Annotated in this window: 15 protein-coding genes; 8 read left to right on the forward strand and 7 right to left on the reverse strand. The window is 68.3% G+C overall.

The features are described 5' to 3' along the window. Nucleotides 1-11: 11 nt before the first annotated feature. On the reverse strand, nucleotides 12-1376 hold the full coding sequence (locus PQI66_RS01110; protein WP_339995974.1) for a CitMHS family transporter: 1365 nt from the start codon (nucleotides 1374-1376) through the stop codon (nucleotides 12-14). 277 nt (nucleotides 1377-1653) lie between these two features. Here PQI66_RS01110 and serA point away from each other — a divergent pair, with 277 nt between their 5' ends. The 3 genes from serA to PQI66_RS01125 all read left to right on the forward strand — a co-directional run bounded on the left by serA (nucleotide 1654) and on the right by PQI66_RS01125 (nucleotide 5200). Beyond that, nucleotides 1654-3249: a phosphoglycerate dehydrogenase gene (gene serA, locus PQI66_RS01115; protein ID WP_339995333.1), complete on the forward strand. Its 1596-nt coding sequence runs from the start codon at nucleotides 1654-1656 to the stop codon at nucleotides 3247-3249. Nucleotides 3250-3446: 197 nt separating this feature from the next. Beyond that, nucleotides 3447-3983, forward strand: coding sequence for a MarR family winged helix-turn-helix transcriptional regulator (locus PQI66_RS01120; protein WP_339995335.1), 537 nt, complete (start codon nucleotides 3447-3449; stop codon nucleotides 3981-3983). After that, nucleotides 3980-5200, forward strand: a complete 1221-nt coding sequence (locus PQI66_RS01125; RefSeq protein WP_339995336.1) for an MFS transporter — start codon at nucleotides 3980-3982, stop codon at nucleotides 5198-5200. The genes PQI66_RS01120 and PQI66_RS01125 overlap by 4 nt, the downstream gene beginning before the upstream one ends. Nucleotides 5201-5232: 32 nt before the next feature. Here PQI66_RS01125 and PQI66_RS01130 read toward each other — a convergent pair whose 3' ends face one another. Further along, complete coding sequence (locus PQI66_RS01130) at nucleotides 5233-6543, reverse strand: glycosyltransferase 87 family protein (RefSeq protein ID WP_339995338.1); 1311 nt, start codon at nucleotides 6541-6543, stop codon at nucleotides 5233-5235. Between the two features lie 150 nt (nucleotides 6544-6693). On the opposite strand from PQI66_RS01130, the gene PQI66_RS01135 reads away from it, so the two are divergent. Beyond that, nucleotides 6694-7752, forward strand: coding sequence for a 3-isopropylmalate dehydrogenase (locus PQI66_RS01135; protein WP_339995339.1), 1059 nt, complete (start codon nucleotides 6694-6696; stop codon nucleotides 7750-7752). A 138-nt stretch (nucleotides 7753-7890) separates the two neighbouring features. Here PQI66_RS01135 and PQI66_RS01140 read toward each other — a convergent pair whose 3' ends face one another. From PQI66_RS01140 to PQI66_RS01150, 3 genes are all read right to left on the reverse strand, one after another. Next, entirely contained in the window at nucleotides 7891-9402 is a 1512-nt protein-coding gene (locus PQI66_RS01140; RefSeq protein ID WP_339995340.1) for a cell wall-binding repeat-containing protein, read from the reverse strand. Between the two features lie 70 nt (nucleotides 9403-9472). Further along, nucleotides 9473-11536: an NADPH-dependent 2,4-dienoyl-CoA reductase gene (locus PQI66_RS01145; protein WP_339995341.1), complete on the reverse strand. Its 2064-nt coding sequence runs from the start codon at nucleotides 11534-11536 to the stop codon at nucleotides 9473-9475. Between the two features lie 8 nt (nucleotides 11537-11544). Beyond that, nucleotides 11545-12120, reverse strand: a complete 576-nt coding sequence (locus PQI66_RS01150) for a PadR family transcriptional regulator (RefSeq protein WP_339995342.1) — start codon at nucleotides 12118-12120, stop codon at nucleotides 11545-11547. Nucleotides 12121-12252: 132 nt separating this feature from the next. Here PQI66_RS01150 and PQI66_RS01155 point away from each other — a divergent pair, with 132 nt between their 5' ends. From PQI66_RS01155 to PQI66_RS01165, 3 genes are read left to right on the forward strand one after another with little or no spacing between them, the layout of a single operon-like run. Continuing rightward, nucleotides 12253-14205, forward strand: coding sequence for a putative nucleotidyltransferase substrate binding domain-containing protein (locus tag PQI66_RS01155; RefSeq protein WP_339995344.1), 1953 nt, complete (start codon nucleotides 12253-12255; stop codon nucleotides 14203-14205). Beyond that, nucleotides 14202-14879 carry an exonuclease domain-containing protein gene (locus tag PQI66_RS01160; protein ID WP_339995345.1) on the forward strand — a complete coding sequence of 226 codons (678 nt, stop codon included), beginning with the start codon at nucleotides 14202-14204 and terminating at the stop codon, nucleotides 14877-14879. The genes PQI66_RS01155 and PQI66_RS01160 overlap by 4 nt, the downstream gene beginning before the upstream one ends. Before the next feature lie 49 nt (nucleotides 14880-14928). Then, nucleotides 14929-15735 carry a fumarylacetoacetate hydrolase family protein gene (locus PQI66_RS01165; RefSeq protein ID WP_339995346.1) on the forward strand — a complete coding sequence of 269 codons (807 nt, stop codon included), beginning with the start codon at nucleotides 14929-14931 and terminating at the stop codon, nucleotides 15733-15735. Nucleotides 15736-15796: 61 nt separating this feature from the next. On the opposite strand, the gene PQI66_RS01170 is transcribed toward PQI66_RS01165, so the two are convergent. Continuing rightward, complete coding sequence (locus PQI66_RS01170) at nucleotides 15797-16939, reverse strand: isochorismate synthase (RefSeq protein ID WP_420098899.1); 1143 nt, start codon at nucleotides 16937-16939, stop codon at nucleotides 15797-15799. Between the two features lie 37 nt (nucleotides 16940-16976). Then, complete coding sequence (locus PQI66_RS01175) at nucleotides 16977-17735, reverse strand: SDR family oxidoreductase (RefSeq protein ID WP_339995348.1); 759 nt, start codon at nucleotides 17733-17735, stop codon at nucleotides 16977-16979. Nucleotides 17736-17883: 148 nt separating this feature from the next. On the opposite strand from PQI66_RS01175, the gene PQI66_RS01180 reads away from it, so the two are divergent. Continuing rightward, nucleotides 17884-18579 carry a TIM barrel protein gene (locus PQI66_RS01180; RefSeq protein ID WP_339995349.1) on the forward strand — a complete coding sequence of 232 codons (696 nt, stop codon included), beginning with the start codon at nucleotides 17884-17886 and terminating at the stop codon, nucleotides 18577-18579. Nucleotides 18580-18587 lie beyond the last annotated feature (8 nt).

An 18587-nucleotide genomic window follows, 5' to 3' on the forward strand; every position in this document is an offset into this window, starting at 1 on the left:
ATCCTGACGGGTCAGGCCGTCAGGCCGAGTGCCACGGCGATGAGGACCATGACGATGCCGAAGGCCCAGGCGATCGGGAAGGTCAGCTTGATGTGCTTGCCGATGGTGCCGCCGGACAGGCCGATGGCCAGCCACAGGGCGGGGGAGAAGGGGCTGACGAAGGTGCCGATGATGTTGCCGATGATCAGTGCGGCAGCGGCACCGCTGCCCGAGACGCCGAAGGAGGCCACGGTCTCCTGCACGACCGGCAGGACGGAGAAGTAGTAGGCGTCGGTCGAGGTCAGCAGGTCGAGCGGGACGCCCAGGAGGCCGACGATGACGTGCAGCTGGGCACCGACGGAATCCGGCAGGATGTGCAGCAGGCTGAGGGCGATCTCCTCGAGCATGCCGGTTTCGTTGAGTACGCCGAGGAACATGGCGGCGGCGAGGATGACCCCGGCCATGGAAAGGGCGTTGGGGGCGTGGCGCTTGAGGGTCTCCGCCTGCTCGCCGGAGAGCGGGAAGTTCACGACCAGGGCGATGGCGGTACCGACGAGGAAGACCGGTCCCGGCTCGATCCAGCCGGACATGAGCAGGGCGAGCATGGCGACGGACAGCACGATGTTGACCGTGGTGACCCACCGTCCGGTCCGCATCTGTGCGCCGATCTCCTCCTGCTTCTCCTTCTCGCGTGCGACGAAGTCGGCGGCGAGGCTGTGGACGTCCACCTCGTCGGTGCCGACGAATTCGGGGGTCTGACGCAGCTTGGCGATGCGGCGCTGCTCCTTGAGGCCGAGCAGGCCGGCGATCACGAACACCAGGACCAGGGCGATGCCCTGCAGGGGGAGGATGTGCTGCCAGAGTTCGACGGGAGTCTGGTCGACCACGGAGGAGGCACGACCGATGGGGCCGGCCCAGGGCACCATGTTCATCACCGAGGCGGCGGTGGCCACGATGGCCAGCAGCACGTAACGGGACATGTGCATGGCCTTGTAGAGCGGCAGCAGTGCGGGGATGGTGATCAGGAAGGTGGTGGCGCCGGCACCGTCGAGGTGCACGACCATGCCGATGGCGGCGGTTCCCAGGGCAACGAGGATGACGTTGCCGCGTGTGGCGATGATCAGGCCCTTGACCAGGGGTGTGAACAGCCCGGTGTCGCTGAGGATGCCGAAGTAGATGATCGCGAAGATGAACATCACGACGACGTTCATCACTGAGCCGAGGCCTGACTCGTAGAACTCGCCGATGCTCTTGATGCCGTAGCCGGCGAGGACGGCACCGACGATCGGGACGAGCGTCATCACGACGGTGGGGTTGCTCCTGCCGCGCAGCAGGATGCCGACGGTGACGATGATAATTCCGAGGCCTATGGCTGTCAGCCCGCCCGGAGACTGCATCGTTTCAGTGAATGAGTCCATGTGGGTCTCCTCAAGAAAGATAGGTGAACCAACACAGTATGGCAGTGAGGGATGGTCTCTGTCACAACGCCTGCATGGGGTAGGCGCAGTCACGATCCCGGGGGTTCTGGAACATGCGGGGCAAAGACGTACTAAGCTGTCCATGTCGTACGCCGCCCCGGGCTCCTTCGGAGCAGGGGAGCAAGGCGTGGGCCCTGACCTCTCCGACGCGGTCGTGCCGGAGAGGCCGGGACAAGCACACCTGTCAGGAGTATCCGTGAGTCAGAATTCCCGTCCCGTCGTTCTCATCGCCGACAAGCTCGCCCAGTCCACCGTGGACGCGCTGGGGGACTCCGTCGAGGTCCGTTGGGTCGACGGCCCGAACCGCCCCGCACTGCTGGAGGCCGTCACGGACGTCGACGCGCTCCTGGTCCGTTCCGCGACCACCGTCGACGCCGAGGTGCTCGACGCCGCGCGCAACCTGAAGATCGTCGGTCGTGCCGGAGTGGGGCTGGACAACGTCGACATCGACGCCGCCACCGCCAAGGGTGTGATGGTCGCGAACGCGCCGACGTCGAACATCCACTCGGCCTGCGAGCACGCCATCTCCCTGCTGCTGTCGGCCGCGCGTCAGATCCCGGCGGCGGACCGCACGCTGCGGGACCACGAGTGGAAGCGCTCGTCCTTCCAGGGTGTCGAGATCTTCGGCAAGACCGTCGGCATCGTCGGGTTCGGCCACATCGGCCAGCTCTTCGCGCAGCGTCTCGCGGCCTTCGAGACCGAGATCATCGCCTACGACCCCTACGCCAACCCCGCGCGTGCCGCACAGCTGGGCGTGGAACTCGTCGAACTCGAGGAACTGGTCGGACGCTCCGACTTCGTGACGATCCACCTGCCCAAGACCAAGGAGACCGCCGGCATGTTCAACGCCGAGCTCCTGGCCAAGGCGAAGGAGGGGCAGATCATCATCAACGCCGCCCGCGGCGGTCTGGTCGATGAGCAGGCCCTGGCGGACGCCATCACGAACGGTCCAGTCCGGGGAGCCGGTTTCGACGTCTACGCGTCCGAGCCCTGCACCGACTCGCCGCTCTTCGACCTCGACGAGGTCGTGGTGACCCCGCACCTGGGCGCGTCCACCGTCGAGGCGCAGGACCGCGCCGGCACCGATGTCGCCGCGTCCGTGCTCAAGGCACTGGCCGGTGACTTCGTCCCCGACGCCGTCAACGTCACCGGCGGCAAGGTTTCCGAGGAGGTCGCCCTTTGGCTGGGTCTGGCCACCAAGCTGGGCACGGTCGCCTCCGGTCTGCTGGACGACGCCGTCACCTCCGTCAACGTCGAAGCCCGGGGCGAGCTGTCGTCGGAGAACGTCGATGCACTGGGGCTGTCCGCCCTGCGTGGTGTGTTCTCCGGCGTCGTCGACGAGCAGGTCACGTTCGTCAACACCCCGCAGATCGCCGCCGAGCGCGGAGTGGACCTCACCGTCACCACCGCCGATGAGTCCGTCACCCACCGTTCCGTCCTCGAGGTCACGGTGGTGACCGGCGACGGCACCGCCGTGTCGGTGATCGGTGCGCTGACCGGCCTGGAGCGGGTGGACAAGATCGTCCGCATCAACGGCCGCGGTCTGGACCTGCGTGCGCAGGGACTGAACCTGTTCCTCAACTACACCGACCAGCCGGGCGCCCTGGGCACCGTCGGTACCTTCCTGGGCCGTGCCGGCATCAACATCGACGCCGCCGCCCTCACGCAGGACGCCGACCAGGGCTCGGCCACCCTGGTGCTGCGTGTCGACCAGGAGATCCCGCAGGATCTGCAGACGCAGATCGCCGACTCCCTGTCGGCGTCCCGCGCGGTGCTGCTCGACCTGAACTGATGCCGCCGGGGCGGTGCTGACTCTCCCCCGGATTCTCTCCCCCGGGCTCCGCTGACGGAGTCCGGCGGGGGACCAGTCGGTGAGCCGGCGGCGTCAGGGTGCGGACACGTCAGGGGGAATGGGCGGAGCTGTGGCCGGGGGTGGAGGCCGGGGGGGCCGTTATGTGGATAACTGTCTTATGGTTTACACTCGACATCGTGACTGACAACAATGCTGCCAACCACACTCCCGCCCACGTCCCCACGGACGAGGACAACCAACTCGCTCACGAGTTCCGTGACGCACTCCGCGAGGGGCTGCACATGGTGCGACTGCTCGACCACCGGGGAAGTCTGACGCTCACCCAGTTGGGCATCCTCAACACACTGACCGAGGAGCCGCACTCCATCGGACTGCTCGCCCGCATCAACGGAATGACGCAGCCGGGTATGACCCAGCAGATCGACAAGCTGGAGCGCAGCGGCGTCGTCCGCCGCGTGCGCAGCCCCCGTGACGCACGGGTCACGCTGGTCGAGATCACCGACGAAGGACGCGCCACGCGAACGCGTGACAACAACCTGCGCAACAAGGCGTTGGCCGAGCACTTCGACCTCCTCGACGCCGAGGGCCGGCAACGCATCGCCGATGCGTTGGGACCGTTGACGGCGTTCGCCAGCGCGTACATCCGACGGGTCAGCGAAGAACCCACGAAGACCGACACCCCGAGAAGCAAGGAAAGGTACGACCGCGAATGAGACGAGACACCCAGGAGGCCACGCTCAACGGCGCGACACTCGAGTCAGAGAAGACGTCAATGATGCGACAGCCTGTCGCGGTGTGGGCCACCGCCCTGGCGTGCGTCTTCGCCTTCATGGGGATCGGGCTGGTTGACCCGATCCTCCCGGCGATCGCGGAGAACCTGGACGCCGGAGCGTCCGAGGTCTCCCTGCTCTTCACCAGCTACTTCGCGGTCACCGCCGTGATGATGCTGGTCACCGGGGCGGTGTCCAGCCGCATCGGCGGCAAGAAGACCCTGCTCACCGGTCTCGCCCTGATCGTCGTCTTCGCGGGACTGGCCGGTACCTCGGACAGCGTCGGCGAACTGGTCGGCTACCGTGCCGGATGGGGACTCGGCAACGCGCTCTTCGTCGCCACGGCCCTGGCTGTGATCGTCTCGGTCGCCAGCGGTGGACGCGCCGTCGCCATCATCCTCTACGAGGCGGCACTCGGACTCGGCATGGCCGCCGGACCCCTCCTCGGGGCGGCGCTCGGGTCCCTGAACTGGCGCGGTCCCTTCTTCGGCACCGCGGCACTGATGCTCATCGCGCTGGTCGTCCTGCTGTTCAAGCTGCCCGCGACACCCCCGCCGGCGGAGAAGACCAGTCTCACCGCCCCGCTGAAGGCGCTCAGGCACCGTGGACTCTTCGGTGTGTCGTTCTCCGCCCTGTTCTACAACTTCGGCTTCTTCACCGTGCTGGCCTACACCCCGTTCATCCTCGGATTCGGCGAGATCGGCATCGGCGCGGTCTTCTTCGGGTGGGGTTGCTGCCTGGCAGTGTTCTCCGTCTTCATCGCCCCGCTGATCCAGAACCGCATCGGTGCGGCGAACACCACGATGGCCACCCTGGTCGGACTCCTGGTGATCTACGTCCTGCTCGGCGCATTCCACGACACCACGGCGGTCGTCGTGGTGCTGGTGGTGGTCTCCGGTGCACTGCTGGGAATCAACAACACGATGTACACCGAAATGGCGATGAGCGTCTCCGACGCCCCGCAGCCGGTCGCCTCGGCGGGATACAACTTCGTCCGGTGGATGGGTGGCGTGATCGCCCCCTTCGCCGCGACCAAAGTCGGTGAGGGCGTCGGAGTGGCGGTGCCCTACTACGTCGCCGCCGTCGTCGCGGTGATCGCCGTGGTCGTCATGCTGGCCTCGCGCGACCACGTCGAGGCACACGGTCCGGAAACCGTCTAAACCGGGGTCGTCTGCACCGGTCGGACGGGGAGTCAGGCGACAGGGGAGTCAGGGGGAGCGGAGGCACGGGTCCGGCGCCAGTCGACGAGCCCCACGACCGCGAAGACCACCACGATGAGGACTCCCCAGAGCACCCACATGTTGTTCAACGGGGAGGACATGGTGGCCTGTCCGATGAACGACCAGTGCACGGAGATCTGGTGGCTGACGAAGGGGATCATCGCCACGTACACCACGACCAGTGACACCGCCGTGGTCAGTTGGACCACCGCCCAGGACCTGAGTCGACCGTCCGGTGAAGCCGGTGCGGCCCGGACCCCGATATCGACCAGGCAGACCACCAGCGGCACCAGCCAGACCCAGTGGTGGTGCCAGGAGAACGGGGAGACGAGACAGGCGGTGATCCCGCCCAACGCCATGACCAACGGCTGGTTGTCGCGTCGGGTCGCCCACCGGACGGCGGCGTACAGCAGGACGACCACGATCATGCAGGCAACCAGCCACACCGCGGTTCCGAGGGTGCTCTCGCCGAACGTCCGCTCCGTGAACCCCTTGAGGGACTGTGACGCCGATATCGTGTCGCTGCCGATCCGTGTCGAGTCGAAGACCGCCGACGTCCAGAACCGCATCGCGTCCGGCACGGTCAACAGTCCGACCACGACGGTGACGGCGAAAGTCACCGTCGCGGTAATCGCGTCCCGCCACCTGCGCTGCATGAGGAACACGAGGATGAAGAACGCCGGGGTCAGCTTCAGGCCGGCAGCGATCCCCACGCCGATCCCGCTGAGCCTGTCCCTGGTCCGGAGGAAATCCAGGCTGACGAGCAGCATCAACAGCATGTTGATCTGACCGTAGAAGAAGCTGTCCCGCACCGGGGACAGGGCCAGTGCCGCGACCGCGGCAGCGGAACCCAGGGCGATCGTCCCAGCATCGAGCCGGTAGCCCCGTCGGACGAGCGTACCGAGAATGACGCAGACCAGAGCGCCGACGCAGGCGAACTGCCAGAACGTCGCCGACATCTCCTGTGGCGCAGCGGCGAGGCCACGGAAGAGCGTGCCGGCGAACGGGGGATAGGTGAAGGGGAGGGGGCCGTACAGGGCGCCGTCGTAGATGTTTCCGCCGCGGGCGAGTGCCTCACCGGCACGGTAGTAGACCATGAAGTCCGTCGGGACCTTGTAGAGGTCCAGCGCACGCCCGAACACCACCGGTCGGGTCTCCCGGTAGGCCACGAGAGTCACGACCGCGACCAGGGCCAGGGTGAGCACGGTCCGCCCGCCCAGACGACGGGAGGGCGTGGGGTGCTGGGCGGTCGGGGACGGGGAACGGGTGGAGGACGTTGTCAAGGCCTGAGCCTTCCGGGAGGAGTTTCGGAGGGTGAAAGTAGAGTGTAGCCCCGCTGAGTCCGGGAGGAGCGCAAGGCAGGCTGGCGGCATGGTAATCTGACCGAGAATTTCCAACGATGTGAGACGATAACGTGCGAAGGGGTCCACAGAATGAAACTCGCGGTCATTGCCGGCGACGGGATCGGTACCGAGGTCACCGCTGAAGCGCTCAAGGTGCTCACGGCTGCCACCGGTGACGAACCCGTCGACACCACCGATTTCGACCTCGGGGCGCGCCGGTACCTGCGCAACGGCGAGCTCCTCACCGATGCTGACCTCGCCTCGTTGCGCGACCATGACGCGATTCTTCTCGGCGCCATCGGTGACCCCCGTACCGTGCCCGCCGGCGTGCTGGAGCGGGGACTTCTGCTGCCGCTGCGCTTCACCCTCGACCATGCGGTGAACCTGCGCCCGGCGAAACTCTACCCCGGTTCGACATCACCGCTGGCGAACCCCGGCGAGATCGATTTCGTGGTGGTCCGTGAGGGGACGGAGGGGCTGTACTGCGGTAACGGCGGCACCCTGCGGAAGGGCACGGACCAGGAGGTGGCCAGTGAAGTCAGCCAGAACACCTGGTACGGCGTCGAGCGGGTCGTCCGCGACGCCTTCACCCGCGCGCAGGAGCGCTCAGGGAAGCTGACCCTGGTCCACAAGACGAATGTGCTGGTCAACGCCGGTGGGCTGTGGGCCCGTGCGGTCGAGACCATCGGCGCAGAGTTCCCCGGGGTCACCGTGGACTACTGCCACATCGACGCGGCCACGATCTACATGGCGACCGACCCTGGCCGGTTCGACGTGATCGTCACCGACAACCTCTTTGGCGACATCCTCACCGACCTGGCAGGTGCAGTGACCGGGGGAATCGGGTTGGCGGCCTCTGCCAACATCGACCCGTCGCGCCAGAACCCGTCGATGTTCGAACCCGTGCACGGCTCGGCCCCGGACATCGCGGGCACGGGGACCGCCGACCCGTGTGCGGCGATCCTGTCGGCGGCACTGCTGCTGCGCCACCTCGCCGGTGACGAGGGGCAGGACGAGGCCCTGCGCAACGCCCAGGCGGACAGGATCGAGGCTGCGGTGCTGACGGAGGCCGGTGCGCGTGACGGTTCGCAGATCCGCACGGCGGAGGTCGGGGACCGTATCGCGGCGGCAGTCACCGCGGCACGCTGAAACCACACGGGGGCGGGGTCCCCGATGTCGGATTGTCGCCCTCCCAGGCAGCATACGAGGCTCGAAGGCTGCCTGGGAGGGTGATCGCCCGACATCGGAACGGACCGACCTCGCAGAGGCGAGGCGCGCCACCGGTAGCTACTGGTAGCTGACGATGTCCGGGGTCGGCTCGACCGCCGCGGTCTGCGCAGGGTCGAGCATCGGCTCGTCCTCGTCGATGAAGTTCTTCCATCCCAGGGCGATGGCGGGGTCAAGTCCCTGTCGGACCACGTTCCAGGTCTCCATCTTCACGCCCTGGGGCCCGTGGCCGTCACAGTGCACCGCGACGGCCACGTTGTCGGTCCCGGTGACCATGTTCTCGCGGTTGCGGATCATCTGGAGCTGGAACTGGTGGATCATCAGGAGCTTCTGCGGAAGCCGTTCCGCCACCACGAGGCCTTCGAGCCATTCGGCGACCTCGTTGATCTCCGCGGCGTCGACATGACCGACCTCGACCATCGGCTGGTCGTCCGGTCCCAGCCGCCACTCCGGATCCAGGGCGAGGCCGACACCGGGGTTCTTGAGCAGGTCGGCGTAGTGCTGGACCTGTTGCAGGAGCGTCTCCCGCCCGGGCTGGATGTCGATGATCGCGTAGCCGCCGGCTCCGACGATGGCGTCGATCCACGGGCGGACGTCCGCCGGGTCGCTGTAGTTGCTGTAGTTCCCGGAGGGACCCGGCTCCTCGGCGGCGACCGTGACGATGATCTCGAAGGACGGGATGACGGGCACGTCACTGGTGGGCTCGTATTCCCCGGCCAGTCGCTGCGCCCGGGCGACCGCGTCCTGCGGCGGTTGTTCACCCATGACCCCGAGCAGTGGCTCGTTCGCGTGGCCGTAGAGCGCGATGATCTTCCGGCCGGGGAACATCACCTGGCCCCCTCCGGGCAGTCGGCCCTCGACGGTTCCGGCGAGCTCGATGCGTCGACGCAGCACGTCCGTACTGCCGAATGCACCGCCCAGGGCGACCACGTTGCCGGCACCGCGGAGTTCGGCGACGGAGGCGTCGACGGATTCATCGGTCGACCGGGGGTCCGCGGCGGTGACCTGTACCAGGGTGAAGCCGCCGGCGGCGGCGGTGGCGGCGCTGGCCGGCGACGACCCGGGCACGGCCAGGGCGACGCCGGACCGGTCGCGGTCGTCGCCGTTGACCCCGGCGGCAGCCTCCCCGGGCCAGGAGTTCCCGCTGCCGAGAGGATGGAGGCTGAGCCCGTCCGCGTCCCGGGGAACCGCGGGGGTGTCGGCGTCTCCGACGACCACGATCTCCGTCACGCCGAGGCGGTCGAGCTCCTCGGAGATGTCTCCGCTCGATTCCGGACTGTCGACCAGGACGGGGACGCCGTGGTCGCGCGCGAGGCCGCAGCCGACGGTCAGCTGCTCGTCGGTGGCGGAGGCGGCGACGAGGACCACGGTCCCGGCCGTGGCGAACAGGGATCTGCTGGTGGCGGTGCCGGACGGGTCATCGGGGACGACGGTGACGCCGGTGTCCGCGACCGGTCGGGCAGCCTCGTCCCCGCCGTCGGGTGAGTCGTTCCCCGCGCAGGCGCTGAGCGGGACGGCGGCCAGCGTGAGCGCTCCGGCACCCAGGAGGAACTTGCGGCGGGACAATGGCACGGGCGGCACGGCCTTTCAGACGGGGCAGGAAATACGGTGGCGGGCACCTGCCCCGACCCTATCGTCCGGCTCAGGCGATGGCGGCGGCGGCCTCCGTTCCCTGACGGATCGCCCGCTTGGCGTCCAGTTCCGCGGCCAGGTCGGCCCCGCCGACGACGTCGAAGGTGATCCCGGCGGCACGCAGCGGGTCGACCAGGTCCGTGACCGACTCCTGGCCGGTGCACAGGACCACGGAGTCGACGTCGAGTACCCGGCGCCCGGTCAGCGTGCGGGCGCCGTCCTTCTCCTCGTAGAACGCGAGGTGGAGTCCGTCGTCGTCGATCTTCTCGTAGGTGGCGCCACTGATCTGCTCGACCTTCTTCATCTTCACGGAGGCCCGGTGGACCCAGCCGGTGGTCTTGCCGAGCGTCTTGCCCTGACGTGACGCCTTGCGCTGCACCATGTAGACCTCACGCAGCGGTTCCGAGGGACGCGGCTTGGTCAGCGCCCCCACGGCGGCGGGGTCGTCGTCGACACCCCACTCCTGTTCCCATTCCTTCAGGTTCAGTGACGGTGAGTCCGAACCTGTCGGCGTCGTGAGGAACTCCGAGACGTCGAACCCGATTCCCCCCGCCCCCATCACGGCGACCCGACCACCGATCTCGCGTTCTCCGCGTACGGCTTCGGCGTAGGTCATGACGCTGGGATGGTCGACCCCCTCGATGGCGGGGACGCGGGGAATGACGCCGGTGGAGACCACGACGTGGTCGAAGCCTCCCTCCACCAGGTCGGCCGCCGAGGCGTGGGTGTTGAGGTGGACGGTGACACCGAGCGTGTCGAGCCGGGTGGAGAAGTACCGGATCGTCTCGTGGAACTCCTCCTTGCCCGGGATCCGGGCGGCGATGGAGAACTGGCCGCCGATACTGTCCCGGGACTCGAACAACTCGACCCGGTGGCCCCGTTCGGCGGCGGACACCGCTGCCGACAGTCCCGCCGGGCCAGCGCCGACGACCGCGACCTTCTTCGTGTGGCGGGTCGGGGAGAGCACGAGCTTCGTCTCCCGTCCGGCGCGCGGGTTGACCAGGCAGGAGATCGGCTTGCCCACGAAGGCGTGGTCGAGACAGGCCTGGTTGCAACCGATGCAGGTGTTGATTTCGTCGGCCCGGCCGGACTTCGCCTTCGCCATGAAGTGCGGGTCGGCCAGCAGGGGTCGTGCCATGGACACCGCGTCGACCCGGCCGTTGGCCAGGATGCCTTCGGCGACCTCGGGGGTGTTGATGCGGTTCGACGCGATCAGCGGGATCGACACCTCGTCGCGCAGCCGTTCGGTGAACTTCACGAACGCCGCCCGCGGCACCGACGTGACGATGGTCGGGACGCGGGCCTCGTGCCAGCCGATGTCGGTGTTGATGGCGTCGACCCCGTGGCGTTCGGCGCGACGGGACATCTGCGCTATCTCGTCGAAGGTCTGGCCGTTCTTGACGAAGTCGGCGATCGACTGGCGCAGGATGACCGGGAAGTCACGGGGCACCTGGCGTCGGATCTCGTCGATGACCTCCACCAGGAACCGCTGACGGTTGGCGGTCGACCCGCCCCACCGGTCGGTGCGGTCGTTGGTGTGGGGGCAGAGGAACTGGTTGATGAGGTAGCCCTCGCCGCCCATGATCTCCACGGCGTCGTAGCCGGCCTTCCGGGCCAGACGCGCGGCACGCCCGTACGACCGGATGGTGCGCCTGATCATCCACTCGGTCATGCGGATGTGCTTGAACGGGTGGATGGGGGACGGCTCGGTGCCCGGGGCAGCCTTGAAGGGGGTCACCCCGTAACGTCCGGCGTGCAGGATCTGCATCGCGATGAGCCCGCCCTCACGGTGCACGGCGTCCGTGACCCGCCGGTGGTGCAGCACCGACAGGGGAGTGGCCATCCGACCGCCGAAGGGCATCAGGTCACCGCTGCGGGTCGGGGTGATACCGCCGGTGACCATGAGCCCGACGCCGCCGCGGGCGCGTTCGGCGTAGAACTCGCCGAGCTGGTCGGCGTGCCAGATGCGGTCTTCGAGACCGGTGTGCATCGAGCCCATCACAGACCGGTTGGGCAGGGTCATCCCGCCGATGGTCAGGGGAGTGAAAAGATGAGGGTAGGGGGTGTTCGTCACGGTTGTCGTCACTGTCCTTCCGGATCGTCGTGGGAGAGTGCCTCGAGGACCTCGTCGCACCACTCCACGAAGGTGTGCTCGAGGCGTATCCCCAGGCGGAGGACGAGATGCTGGTGGAGCCGTCGTCCGGTGAGAGCCCCGGTCGCGCCGGGTGCTGCGCCGCCGACCTCGGGGAACTGGGAGTCTTCGTAGGCGCGGTAGAGCCGGAGTCGTTCGTCGTGGGCGTCGCGGTGGGAGCTGATGTCGGCACGGAGGTCGTCGAGGTCCCCGTGTTCGGCACCGCGGATCTTCACCGAGAGATCGTCGCGGATCTTCATCAGCGGCGAGGATTCGGAGATCCATTCCTGCAGTGCGTTTCGTCCGGCGGGTGCGAGTGTGTAGATCTTCTTGTCCGGTCTGCCGTCCTGGGCGACGTCGCGACACGTCACCAGGCCGTCGTCGTGCAGTCGGGCGAGGGTGCGGTAGATCTGCTGGCGGGTGGCGGGCCAGAAGTGGCCCAGGGAGGTGGCGAACTGTCGTCCGAGTTCATAACCGGTGCCGGGCCTCTCGGCCAGGGAGATCATGATCGCGTGTTCCAGTGCCATGACCGACAGCGTAACCCGCGTCACATGCCCGTGGGCCGCAAGCGCGTGGATTGATGTGAAATTTGTTTCATATACCCCGATCCGGGGCTGACGTGTCCGGTGGTCGTGGCACCACTCATAGACTTACCGACCATGAGCGTGGAACTTGATGAGGTCCGGAGGTTCCTCAGTGCGCACGAACCGTTCAGCCACCTGCCGGACGACGAGCTGGACTCGTTGCCGGGCCGGATGGAGATCATCTACGTCCGGCGGGGTGAGACCGTCATCACCGCCGGTCAGCCCAACGACGCCCTCTACGTGATCCGGTCCGGTGCCGTCGACGTCCTCGACCGGCAGGACGTGCTGCTCGACCGGCGGGGTGCCGGGCGGTTCTTCGGCCACTCCACCATCGTCACCAAGGGTGGCTTCGGCGCGGAACCGGGACCATCCCACTACACCATGGTCGCTGTCGAGGACAGTCTGCTGCTGACGATGACCCGTGACGAGGTGCGCGGACTCATCGAACGCAACCCCCAGGTCGCGCGCTACTTCGCCGGTGTCTCGGAACGCATCCGCGCCGCCGCGGAACGGCTGAGCGTGCGCTCCGGGTCGGACGCCCTGCGCACCCGGGTCGCAGACCTGGTCGACCGGGACCCCGTCTCCGTCGGTTGCGACGAGACTGTCCGCGCCGCCGCCGGGCTGATGAGCGCGAACGGGATCTCGTGCCTGCCCGTCGTCGCCGACACCGCCGACACCGCCGACACCTCCGGGTCGGGGGTGGACGGTGGCCCCTCGGTGACCGGTACCGAGCTGGTCGGCATCATCACCGACCGCGATCTTCGGACCCGGGTGGTGGCGGAGGGGTTGTCGAGTGACGTCCCGGTGTCGGAGATCATGACCCGGGACCCGTTCTCCACGACCTCGGACACCACGGCCTTCGAGGCGATGCTGATGATGAGCGAGCAGGGCGTGCACCATCTTCCGGTGGTCGGTGGGCTCGACGGCGGCGGGGACGGGATCACCGGGGTGATCTCGGCGTCGGACATCATGCGCGCGTTGCGCAATGATCCGATCTACCTCACCGCCGACCTGGCCAAAGCCACGGACACCGGGCAGATGCGCAGCATCGTCAATGACACCGCCGAGATGACCAGTGGCTTCATCAGCCGGGGCGCTTCGGCCGAGGAGGTCAGCGAGATCCTCACCGTCGGGCTGGACTCCCTGGCCCGTCGACTGCTCGTCCTGGCAGAAGAGGAACTCGGCCCGGCGCCGGTGCCCTACGCGTTCATCGTCATCGGCTCCCAGGCGCGCCGCGCCGTCGGTTTCTCCTCGGACCAGGACAACGGGCTGGTCCTGCACAACGACTACGACGCGGACCTGCACGGGGAGTACTTCGCCGAACTCGGTCGTCTGGTCTGCACCGGTCTGGGAGAGGCCGGGCAGCAGCTGTGCCCGGGCGACATGATGGCGATGAACCCGGCGTGGCGGATGACGGTCGACCAGTGGAAGGAGTCGTTCCACACCTGGGTGACCGCCCCGAACCCCGACGCCCTGCTGCATGCACAGACGTTCTTCGACATGCGGCCGATCTACGGGGCCCGCGAACTCGCCGACCAGGTGCACCGCTATTCGGTGGCTCTGGCCCGCAGCTCCTCGAGGTTCCACGCCCGCCTCGCTGCGCTGGTCGCACGCAAGGAGACCCCGCTGGGAATCTTCCGTGGTCTTGTCGTCCAGCGCGGAGGCGACTACCGCAACACCCTCGACGTCAAAGCAGGTGGCACGGCTCCGATCGTCCAGATCGCCCGGTTGTATGCGTTGATGGGCGGCGTGAAGGCCGTGGGCACCCACCAGCGGCTCGCCCAGGCTGCCGCTGCCGGGGTGCTGACCCACAAGGCCGCCCGCGACCTGACCGAGGCCTTCAACTTCCTCAAGGCGCTCTCGCTGCGCCACCAGGCCAGTCAGCTGCGCAGCGGCACCGAGGCGAACTACCGTATCGACCCCGACACCCTCGGCAAGCTGGACCGGGAGAACCTGCGCGACGCCTTCGGCATCATCAAGGGCATCCAGACCTCGCTGGCGGTCAAGTACCCGGTGAGGAACACATGAGCAGACTGCGCAGACTGTGGGAGAAACGTCGGGCGACCGGCGCGCTCGCCGACTTCTACCGGACACCGCCGCCGGCGGGCGGCACCCTGCTCGACGACCTTCCCGTCCTCGCCGTCGACGTGGAGGCCACCGGCCTCGACCTGGCCAGCGACCGACTGCTGTCGATCGGCTGGGTGCCGGTGGAGGGGCGTCGGATCGTCCTCTCCGGTGCCCGGGAAGTCGTGATCTCCGGACCACGGGACGACGGGGAGGGCGTCGGTCAGTCCGCCACCGTGCACGGGCTCACCGACGACGTCGTCGATGCGGGGATCCCGGTGGCCGATGCACTGGCGGAACTGCTCCAGGCCCTGGCAGGGCGGGTGATGCTGGCGCACTTCGCGATGATCGAGGAAGACTTCCTCTCGGCGGCGTGCCGGTCCGTCTTCGGCGCGGGACTGGACGTGCCGGTCCTCGACACCTACGCGTTGGAGCGGCGTCACATGGAGCGGGAGTCCGTCCACCCGCGTGGCGAGGACCTGCGCCTGCCGAGGATCCGTGACCGCTACGGGCTACCGTCCTACCCTCCGCACCGGGCGGTGACCGACGCGCTGTCCTGTGCGGAGCTGTTTCTCGCGATGACCTCGCCGGCGAGCGGCCGGTCACCGTACTCGACGCTCAGGTCCGCACAAGTATAGACGGGGGCGGCCTCCGTGTCCTCAGTTTTCCTCTGTAAGCTAAGTGACCATGAGAATTTCGCGTATCGCACACCCTGAAGGTATGGCCTTCGTTGCACTGGAGGGGGGAGAGGCTGACGGGACCGGGGCAACCTGCCGCGAGATCGCCGGCCACCCTTTCGGGGAGCCTGAGTTCACCGGTCGGGACTGGCCGATCGAGGACGTCCGTCTGCTGGCGCCGATCCTGCCGTCGAAGGTCGTCGCCGTGGGTCGGAACTACGCCGACCACGTCAAGGAGGTCTTCAACAAGTCCGCCGAGCACCTGCCGCCGACACTGTTCCTCAAGCCGCCGACAGCCGTCGTGGGTACGGGTGCACCGATCCGGAAGCCGGAGTGGGCGACCCGGGTCGAGTTCGAGGGAGAGCTCGCCATCGTCATCGGCAAGCCGTGCAAGGACGTCAAGCGTGACGACTGGAAGAACGTCGTGCTCGGGTTTACCATCGTCAATGACGTGTCCTCCCGTGACCTGCAGTTCGCCGACGGTCAGTGGTCGCGGGCCAAGGGCCTGGACAGCTTCTGCCCGCTGGGGCCCTGGATCGAGACGGACCTGGACTTCGCCGACCTCACCGACCTGCCGATCAAGGCCCACCTGACCCACGACGGGGAGACGGAGACCAAGCAGGACTCCAACTCGGACCAGATGATCAAGTCGATCCCAGAGATCGTCGAGTGGGTGTCGCAGGCGTTCACCCTGCTGCCCGGTGACGTGATCTGCACCGGTTCCCCCGCAGGTACCGCCGAGATGGTCCCCGGGGACTCCATCGACATCGAGATCCCGGGCCTTGGCCACCTGGTCAATCCCATCGAGGCGTACTGACGCTCCTGCTGGGCCTCCCGGTGTGGTCGGCCTCAGCCGTCTCAGGCAGTCTCAGGCCGCCTCAGACGGCGCGCATGGCCGCCGGCACGTTGAGTGCCCGTAGCGCGGTCTGCAGCTTCGCCGTCGTCTCCGCGGCCTCGGCCGCGGGGGAGGACGAGGCGATGACCCCGCCGCCGGCCCACGCCCGGGCCGTCGCCCCCGCGACCTCGGCACAGCGGATGCTGACCATGTACTCGCCGTCGCCGTCGTCATTGCACCACCCGACGAAGCCGGCGTAGAAGCACCGGTCGTCCTCGACCTCGTTGATGATGCCGATGGCGTCGTCGGTGGGGGTGCCGCCGACCGCCGGGGTGGGGTGCAGCATGAGGGCGAGATCCAGGGCCGAGAAGTTCAGGTCCGGCAGGGTGCCGCGCACCGGGGTGGCCAGATGCCACATCTCGTTGGTCTTGATCAGCTCGGGGGTGCGCGGGATCGACAGTTCGGTGCAGACGCCGCTGAGTACCCGGCGGTAGTGTTCCACCACCAGTTCGTGCTCGGTGAGGTCCTTGGTGGAGTCCCGCAGCATCCGCCCGACGGTCTCGTCGGCCTGCCGGTCGGACAGCCGGGCCGCGGAGCCGGCCAGTGGGCGCGCCTCGACCGTGGTGCCGCGCCGCCGGATCAGTACCTCGGGTGAGGAACCGACCAGCATCGTGCCCCGGTCGTCGGAGCGTCCTGTCGCGGACAGGTCGACGGCGAAACCGTCCCGGTGGGCCGACAGGTCGATCAACCGGGCGGCGATGAGCAGCGGGTCGACGTCCTCGGCGAATTCGATGTCCACGGCACGGGCCAGCACGACCTTGCGCAGGGTGGTGTTGTGCATGGTCTCGATCGCGGCCGCCACGGTGGACTGGTGCTCTTCGGGGGTGCTCAACGGCTGGACGTTGACGACCTCCAGCAGGTCGCCGAGATCGCGGCCACGGTAGTAGGCGGGCGGTTCCAGCGGACCCTCGGTCTCCACCACGGTGCCGGGCACGGACAGCGCGGCGCGGTTGGCGGTGTCGAAGGGCACGGCGCCGACGACCAGGCGGGCGCTGCCGTCGCGCAGAGCCGTCGCCGCCTCGAACGGATCGGGGAAGGACGTGCGTGTCCCCTGGGTGCGGATACTGCCCGACGCGCGGGAGAGGAGGAAGTCCGGCGCTGTTGACGGGCGATCGTTATTGATCACATAACCACCGTACTCAGGGGTGCGAAACAAACAGAAATCATCCCCTCCCGAGGTACGGCATCCCTGCCGCGGTGACGGTCACCCGGTCGACGGAGACTCCCGCAGGCATGCCGGCGACACTGACCAGCAGCCTGGCGGCCTCGGCCGCCTCGAAGGTGGGTTCGGCGGTGGGGTCGGCCGGTCCTGTCGAGGTGAAGGTGTCCAGGAGGGCGGTCCGCGCGTTGCCGATGTCCAGCTCGGTGGCCGTGATCCCCACGTCCCGCCCGTCCAACGCCGTCGACACCGTGAGTGAGGCGACCGCGGCCTTGGACGCGGCGTAGGCGGCGGCACCGGCGCGTGGCGCGTGTGCGGCGATGGACCCGTTGTTGATGACGCGGCCACCCCCGTGGGTCGCCATCCAGGCGAAAGCGACGCGGGTGCACAGGAACGTACCGGTGAGGTTGGTGCGCACCGTCGCCTCGAACTCCGCAGGATCGACGGTGTCGATGCGGCCCGTGGCACCGGGGACGCCGGCGTTGTTGACCAGAAGGTCGAGTCGCCCGAGGGCGGAGGTCACCCGGGCGAAGGCTCCGGTGACCGATGCCTCGTCGGTGACGTCGCAGACCACGGCGAGGTGGCCGTCGCCCCGACAGCCGGCGACGGTCTCCGCGAGGGTCGACCGGGTACGCCCCAACGCCGCGACCGTCCATCCCGCGTCGGCCAGGGCGGTGGCGAAGGTGCGTCCGAGCCCGCCACCGGCGCCGGTGACGACGGCGACGCGGGAGGAGGGACGGTGTGCTGTGTCCGGGGGTGTCATGCACCCCATTGTGGCTGATCGACGATGTCGGCGGGCGGTAGATTGGCGGGACACCGGGAACCGGTCCCGGGGGAACGGAGTCGGAGCTGTGTCGTCGGACGTGATGCCGGACATGATGACCGTGGTGAACTGTTCTGTCGGACGTCCCATGGGCGCGCCTGACCTCGACAGAGCCGCGGTGTCAGGGATGCACCGGATCGAACTGTGGTGGCCGTGGGACACCCCGGAACCGTCCGACGGTCAGGTCGACGACCTCGTCGCCGAGCTGCGGCGCAGAAGGCTCAGCCTGGTCGCGGTGAACTACTGGGGCGGCGACACCTCCGCCGGGCAGCGAGGTGTCCTGCACGAACAGCCACTCAGCCCCCGGCATCTCGACGCGATGTCGAGACTGGCCGAGGCCACCGGGGCCGACCGGTTCAACCTGCTGGTCGGCAGGGGAGGTCGCCAGCTCAGCCCCGGCCAGCTCGACAACATCGCCACCGTGGCGCAGGTCGCGGAGGGGCGTGGGCAGGGGACCGTCCTGATCGAACCGAGTGCCGGGGTGGACGACTACCCGGTCGTCACCGTCGCCGAGGCGATGGGCATCGTCCACAGTGTGCCGAACACTGCTCTGCTGGCGGACCTGTGGCACCTCAGCCAGACCGACGACGTCCCGGGATGGCTCGGTGACCTCGCCGACGCGGGCACCGGTGCGGGCGCCGACGCGCTCCCCGCCCACGTCCAGATCGCCGACGACCCCGGACGTGGTGCACCGGGGACCGGGGACCTTCCCCTGGGGGAATGGGTGGGTGCGCTGCGCTCCGCCGGGTACGCCGGGGACGTGGCAGGGGAGTGGATGTGGTGAAATAGGGC

This window comes from Corynebacterium sp. USCH3, from assembly GCF_037619475.1.
In the GTDB taxonomy this organism is placed as follows: Bacteria; Actinomycetota; Actinomycetes; order Mycobacteriales; family Mycobacteriaceae; genus Corynebacterium.

Excerpts from the sequence above, each read along its gene's own strand:
- PQI66_RS01135 (WP_339995339.1), top strand. The coding sequence starts at position 6,694 with ATGAAACTCGCGGTCATTGCCGGCGACGGGATCGGTACCGAGGTCACC.
- PQI66_RS01110 (WP_339995974.1), bottom strand. The coding sequence starts at position 1,376 with ATGCAGTCTCCGGGCGGGCTGACAGCCATAGGCCTCGGAATTATCATC.
- PQI66_RS01175 (WP_339995348.1), bottom strand. The coding sequence starts at position 17,735 with ATGACACCCCCGGACACAGCACACCGTCCCTCCTCCCGCGTCGCCGTC.
- PQI66_RS01180 (WP_339995349.1), top strand. The coding sequence starts at position 17,884 with ATGGGCGCGCCTGACCTCGACAGAGCCGCGGTGTCAGGGATGCACCGG.
- PQI66_RS01125 (WP_339995336.1), top strand. The coding sequence starts at position 3,980 with ATGAGACGAGACACCCAGGAGGCCACGCTCAACGGCGCGACACTCGAG.
- PQI66_RS01165 (WP_339995346.1), top strand. The coding sequence starts at position 14,929 with ATGAGAATTTCGCGTATCGCACACCCTGAAGGTATGGCCTTCGTTGCA.
- PQI66_RS01155 (WP_339995344.1), top strand. The coding sequence starts at position 12,253 with ATGAGCGTGGAACTTGATGAGGTCCGGAGGTTCCTCAGTGCGCACGAA.
- PQI66_RS01160 (WP_339995345.1), top strand. The coding sequence starts at position 14,202 with ATGAGCAGACTGCGCAGACTGTGGGAGAAACGTCGGGCGACCGGCGCG.
- PQI66_RS01150 (WP_339995342.1), bottom strand. The coding sequence starts at position 12,120 with ATGGCACTGGAACACGCGATCATGATCTCCCTGGCCGAGAGGCCCGGC.